6 protein-coding genes are annotated in these 5447 nt (G+C 73.0%); all 6 read left to right on the forward strand.

What is annotated here, in order from left to right; genetic code table 11:
* Positions 1 to 1991 (forward strand): translation initiation factor IF-2 (gene infB, locus D8M29_RS08025; protein ID WP_127445892.1); only part of this gene is annotated, 1991 nt, incomplete at its 5' end.
* A gap of 80 nt (positions 1992 to 2071) precedes the next feature.
* Entirely contained in the window at positions 2072 to 2524 is a 453-nt protein-coding gene (gene rbfA, locus D8M29_RS08030) for a 30S ribosome-binding factor RbfA (protein WP_036314977.1), read from the forward strand.
* 13 nt (positions 2525 to 2537) lie between these two features.
* A complete protein-coding gene (gene truB, locus D8M29_RS08035) occupies positions 2538 to 3503 on the forward strand; it encodes a tRNA pseudouridine(55) synthase TruB (RefSeq protein ID WP_078026112.1) in 966 nt (321 codons plus the stop codon).
* Complete coding sequence (locus tag D8M29_RS08040; protein ID WP_002855305.1) at positions 3500 to 3868, forward strand: hypothetical protein; 369 nt, start codon at positions 3500 to 3502, stop codon at positions 3866 to 3868. Before truB ends, D8M29_RS08040 begins: the two co-directional genes overlap by 4 nt.
* Positions 3869 to 3879: 11 nt before the next feature.
* On the forward strand, positions 3880 to 4311 hold the full coding sequence (locus D8M29_RS08045) for a hypothetical protein (protein ID WP_127435334.1): 432 nt from the start codon (positions 3880 to 3882) through the stop codon (positions 4309 to 4311).
* Positions 4311 to 5288 carry a bifunctional riboflavin kinase/FAD synthetase gene (locus D8M29_RS08050; RefSeq protein ID WP_036314988.1) on the forward strand — a complete coding sequence of 326 codons (978 nt, stop codon included), beginning with the start codon at positions 4311 to 4313 and terminating at the stop codon, positions 5286 to 5288. The genes D8M29_RS08045 and D8M29_RS08050 overlap by 1 nt, the downstream gene beginning before the upstream one ends.
* The last annotated feature ends 159 nt before the right edge of the window (positions 5289 to 5447 follow it).

Consider the following 5447-nt stretch of genomic DNA (forward strand, 5'->3'; position numbering starts at 1 on the left):
CCGGTGGCGGCCCGGGTCGTCCCGGCGGCCCGGGCGGCCGTGGCGGTCGAGGCAACGCCCAGGGCGCCTTCGGGCGCGGCGGCGGCCCGCGCAAGGGACGCAAGTCGAAGCGCGCGAAGCGCCAGGAGTTCGAGCAGCAGCACACGCGTGAGATCGGCGGTGTCAAGGTCCCCAAGGGCGACGGCACCACCGTCCTGCGCCTGCGCCGCGGTGCGTCCCTGGCCGACTTCGCCGAGAAGATCCGCGCCGACGTCGCCGACCTGGTGAAGGTGCTCTTCACCCTCGGCGAGATGGCCTCGGCCAACCAGTCCCTCGACGAGGAGACCTTCCAGCTGCTCGGCGACGAGCTGGGCTACAAGGTCCAGATCGTGTCCCCGGAGGACGAGGACAAGGAGCTGCTGGAGGCCTTCGACATCGACCTCGAGGCCGAGGAGGCCAACGAGGACGAGGCCGACCTCGAGCCGCGCCCCGCGGTCGTCACCGTCATGGGCCACGTGGACCACGGCAAGACGCGTCTGCTGGACGCCATCCGCTCCTCGAACGTCATCGAGGGCGAGGCCGGCGGCATCACCCAGCACATCGGCGCCTACCAGGTGCCCGTGGAGCACGAGGGCGAGCAGCGTCGCCTCACCTTCATCGACACCCCGGGTCACGAGGCGTTCACCGCCATGCGTGCCCGCGGTGCGAAGGTCACCGACATCGCCGTGCTGGTGGTGGCGGCCGACGACGGCGTCATGCCGCAGACCGTCGAGGCGCTCAACCACGCCCAGTCGGCCGGCGTGCCGATCGTGGTGGCGGTCAACAAGATCGACAAGGACACCGCCGCCCCAGACAAGATCCGCGGTCAGCTCACCGAGTACGGCCTCGTGCCCGAGGAGTACGGCGGCGACACGATGTTCGTGGACGTCTCCGCGCGCAACAACATCAACATCGACAAGCTGCTCGAGGCGATCCTGCTCACCGCGGACGCCGCCCTCGAGCTCACGGCGAACCCGCACAAGGCCGCCCGCGGCGTGGCCATCGAGGCCAACCTCGACAAGGGCCGCGGCGCCGTCGTCACCGTGCTGGTGCAGACCGGCACGCTGCGCGTGGGCGACACCATGGTGGTGGGCTCCGCCCACGGCCGTGTGCGCGCCATGTTCGACGAGAACGGCAACGCCGTGGAGGCGGCCGATCCGTCGCGTCCCGTCCAGGTGCTCGGCCTGTCCTCGGTGCCGCGCGCCGGCGACTCGTTCCTCGTCACCGACGACGAGCGCACCGCCCGCCAGATCGCCGAGAAGCGCGAGGCCGCGGACCGCAACGCCCAGCTGGCCAAGCGCCGCAAGCGCATCACCCTGGAGGACTTCGACCAGGCCGTGGCCGAGGGCAAGCTGGACACGCTCAACCTCATCATCAAGGGCGACGCGTCCGGTGCCGTCGAGGCGCTGGAGGACTCGCTGCTCAAGATCGAGGTCGGCGAGGACGAGGTGCAGCTGCGCGTCATCCACCGCGGCGTCGGCGCCATCACGCAGAACGACGTGAACCTGGCGACCGTGGACAACGCCATCATCATCGGCTTCAACGTGCGCCCCGCCGAGCGGGTCGCCGACCTGGCCGACCGCGAGGGCGTGGACATGCGCTTCTACAGCGTGATCTACGACGCGATCGACGACATCGAGAACGCGCTCAAGGGCATGCTGAAGCCGGAGTACGAGGAGGTCGAGCTCGGCTCGGCCGAGGTCCGCGAGGTGTTCCGCTCCTCCAAGTGGGGCAACATCGCCGGTTCGCTCGTGCGCTCGGGCCTCATCCGCCGCAACGCCCAGGCCCGCCTGGTGCGCGACGGCGTGGTGGTCTCCGAGCACCTCAAGATCGAGTCGCTGCGCCGCTTCAAGGACGACGCCACGGAGGTCCGCGAGGGCTACGAGTGCGGCATCGGCCTGGGCAGCTTCAACGACATCAAGGAGGGCGACGTGATCGAGACCTTCGAGATGCAGGAGAAGCCGCGCGTCTGACGGCCGGGGCGGGGGCCCGCACGGGCCCCCGCCCTCCGCGTCCCACCCTCTGAACCATCACCACCGGAAGGAACCGCACCATGGCCGATCCGGCACGCGCCGGCCGCCTGGCCCAGCGCATCAAGGTCCTCGTGGCCGAGGCGCTGCGCCGCGGCGTCAAGGACGACCGCGTGGAGCCCGTCACCGTGACGGAGGTCCGCGTGACCAACGACCTGCAGCACGCCACCGTCTACTACACCGTCCTGGGCGACGAGGCCACGGTGGCCGCCGCCCACGAGGGCATCCAGGACAACCGCGGCATCCTGCGCCGCGAGGTGGGCCGCGGGCTCACCATCCGCCTGGTGCCCACCCTCGAGTTCGTGGCGGACACCGTCCCCGAGGCGGCCGCACACCTGGAGGACGTCCTCCGCGCGGCCAAGGAGCGGGACGCCGAGCTGGCGAAGGCGCGCGAGGGCGCGTCGTACGCCGGTGACGCGGACCCGTACCGCACCGCGGAGCCGGACGCCGACGCCGACGACGCCCCGCGCGCCTGAGGCCCGCGGCACGGTGAGCGCACGCAGCACCGGGGGACAGGCCCCCGACGCGCCGGGAACGGAGGCGTCGGGGGTCGTCCTCGTGGACAAGCCGCAGGGGTGGACCTCGCACGACGTCGTCGGGCGGGTCCGCCGGCTGGCGGGCACCCGCAAGGTGGGCCACGCCGGCACCCTGGACCCCATGGCCACGGGCCTGCTCGTGGTCGGCGTCAACAAGGCCACGCGCCTGCTGACCGCCATCACGGGCACGGACAAGACGTACACGGCCACGATCCGGCTCGGGCAGTCGACCGTCACGGACGACGCGGAGGGCGAGGTCGTGCAGACCCGGCTGGCCAACGCCGTCACGCCCGAGCGCGTCGCCGAGCAGGTCGCCGCCCTCACGGGCGAGATCCTGCAGGCGCCCTCGGCCGTCTCCGCCGTCAAGGTGGCGGGCCGGCGCGCCTACGATCGCGTCCGCGCGGGAGAGGACGTCACCCTCGACGCCCGCCCCGTCACCGTGCACGAGTTCACGGTGCACGAGCTGCGCCGGCTCGACGGCGGCCGGCTGGTCGACCTCGACGTCACCGTGCGCTGCTCCTCCGGGACCTACATCCGGGCGCTCGCCCGCGACCTGGGCGAGGCCCTCGAGACCGGCGGTCACCTGACGGCGCTGCGCCGCACCGCCGTCGGCCCGTTCGACGTGGCCGACGCGCTCTCGCTCGAGGCCCTCGCGGAGCGGTTCGCGATGACCGAGCTCTCCGAGGCCGCCGCCGGGCTCTTCCCGGTGCGCGAGCTGACGGAGCACGAGGCCCACGAGCTCGCCTTCGGGCGGGTCGTGGCGCCCACCGGCACGGGTGAGACGCTCGTCGCCGGGCGCGCGCCGGACGGCCGCGTCATCGCCCTCGTCTCCGACGTGCGCCGCCGCGGCGCCGACGTCGCCAAGCCCCAGCTCGTGTTCGCCCCGGCCGAGGGGCCGGGACAGGGAAGGACCGCATGATCCTCGACGCCTGGTTCTGGACGGGACTGGTGATCGGTGCCGTCTCGTTCGTCGTCTGCGTGGTGATGACGGCGATCCGCCGCCACCCCGCGGACGCCTCGATCCTCTCGGTGGCCGCCGTCGAGCTGTTCACGCTCGTCTATGCGGCGGCCGCCGCCGTCCGCCAGCTCGGCGGGGACACCCTGAACGGCCCCGGCTGGGAGTTCTGGGGCTACATCCTCACCGCCCTGATCGTGCCGGTGATCGCCGTGGGCTGGGCCGTCACGGACAAGACCCGGTGGTCCAACCTCGTGCTGGCCGTGGTCGGGCCCACGATCGCCGTGATGCTGCATCGCATGCAGGTCATCTGGTTCGGGCAGTGGTGAGGAGGATGGACATGGCACCCAGCGACGGCGCCCCCGCGCGCAACCAGGGTCTCGGCCGGATCATCGTCATGGTCTACGCGGTGTTCGCCCTCTCCGCGAGCGCGCGCAGCCTCTTCCAGATCCTCACGCAGTTCGACGCCGCCCCCGTGGCGTACACGCTCTCCGCGGTCGCGGCGGTCGTGTACATCGTGGCGACGTTCGCGCTCGCCCGCTCCGGCGCGCGCGCCTGGGCCGTGGCGCTGGGCGCCGTGCTCGTGGAGCTGGCCGGCGTGGTGGGCGTGGGCCTGTGGACCGTCCTGGATCCGGGGATGTTCGCCCACGACACCGTGTGGTCCCGGTTCGGCGCGGGCTACGGCTATGTGCCGCTCGTGCTGCCGGTGGTCGGCCTGATCTGGCTGCTGACGCACCGCCCCACCCGCCCGGCCGAGGCGGGGGCGCTCTGATGCGGGTCTGGAACAGCCTGGACGAGGTCCCCACGGACCTGCCGCGCACCGTGGTCACCCTGGGCAACTTCGACGGCGTGCACCGCGGCCACCGGGAGGTGCTGCGCCGGGTCGTCGAGCTGGCGCGGGCCCGCGACGCCCTGGCCGTGGCCGTGACCTTCACCCCGCACCCGCGCGCCGTGCACCAGCCCGAGGTGCCCCACGTGGACATCATCAGCCCCGAGCAGCGGGTCGTCCTCCTGGAGGAGGCGGGTCTGGACGCGGTGCTCCTGCAGCGGTACACCCTCGAGTTCGCGGACCAGTCCCCGGAGGAGTTCGTCCGCGGCATGCTCGTGCACGGGCTGCATGCCGCCGTCGTGGTCGTGGGGCACGACGTGCGCTTCGGCCGGGGCAACACCGGCGACGTCGCGGAGATGGTGCGCCTGGGGGCCCGCTACGGCTTCGAGGTCGAGGCCGTCGAGGAGTTCCCCGCCGAGCACGGGGCCGAGCCGGAGCGCCGTTGCTCCTCGACGTGGGTGCGCGAGGCCCTGGCCGCGGGCGACGTCGCTCAGGCCGCGGCCGTGCTCGGCCGGCACCACGTGCTCGCCGGCGAGGTGGTGCACGGGTTCGCGCGCGGCCGCGAGCTCGGCTTCCCCACGGCGAACCTCGAGACGGATGTGCAGGGCATGATCCCGGCCGACGGCGTCTACGCCGGTTGGGTGCACGACGCGCACGGCGGCGTGTGGCCGGCCGCGATCTCCATCGGCTCGAACCCCACGTTCGAGGACGTCTCCCGCGTGGTGGAGGCGCACGTGATCGACCGCCATGACGAGCGGGTGGAGGACTTCGACCTGTACGGCCAGCACATCGAGGTCGAGTTCGTGGCCCGGCTGCGCGGGATGGTCGCCTACGAGGGCGTCGAGAAGCTCGTGGCGCAGATCACGCAGGACGTGGACGAGGCCCGGGCGATCCTGGCCACGACCCCCTCCGACCGGTGAGCGCCCCGGAGCCGGGCGCTCCCCCCGCTGTGCCGAACCTGCCGGGGCGCCCGGCCCGGGCCCGTCGGGCCGGGCCCAACCCCTTCGAGACCGGCGGGGAGCACTACGACGCCGTCCGCCCCTCCTACCCGGCCGCCGCGGTGGACCGCGTCCTGGCGG

The organism is Micrococcus sp. HSID17227 (assembly GCF_003989405.1).
Classification (GTDB): Bacteria; Actinomycetota; Actinomycetes; order Actinomycetales; family Micrococcaceae; genus Micrococcus; species Micrococcus luteus.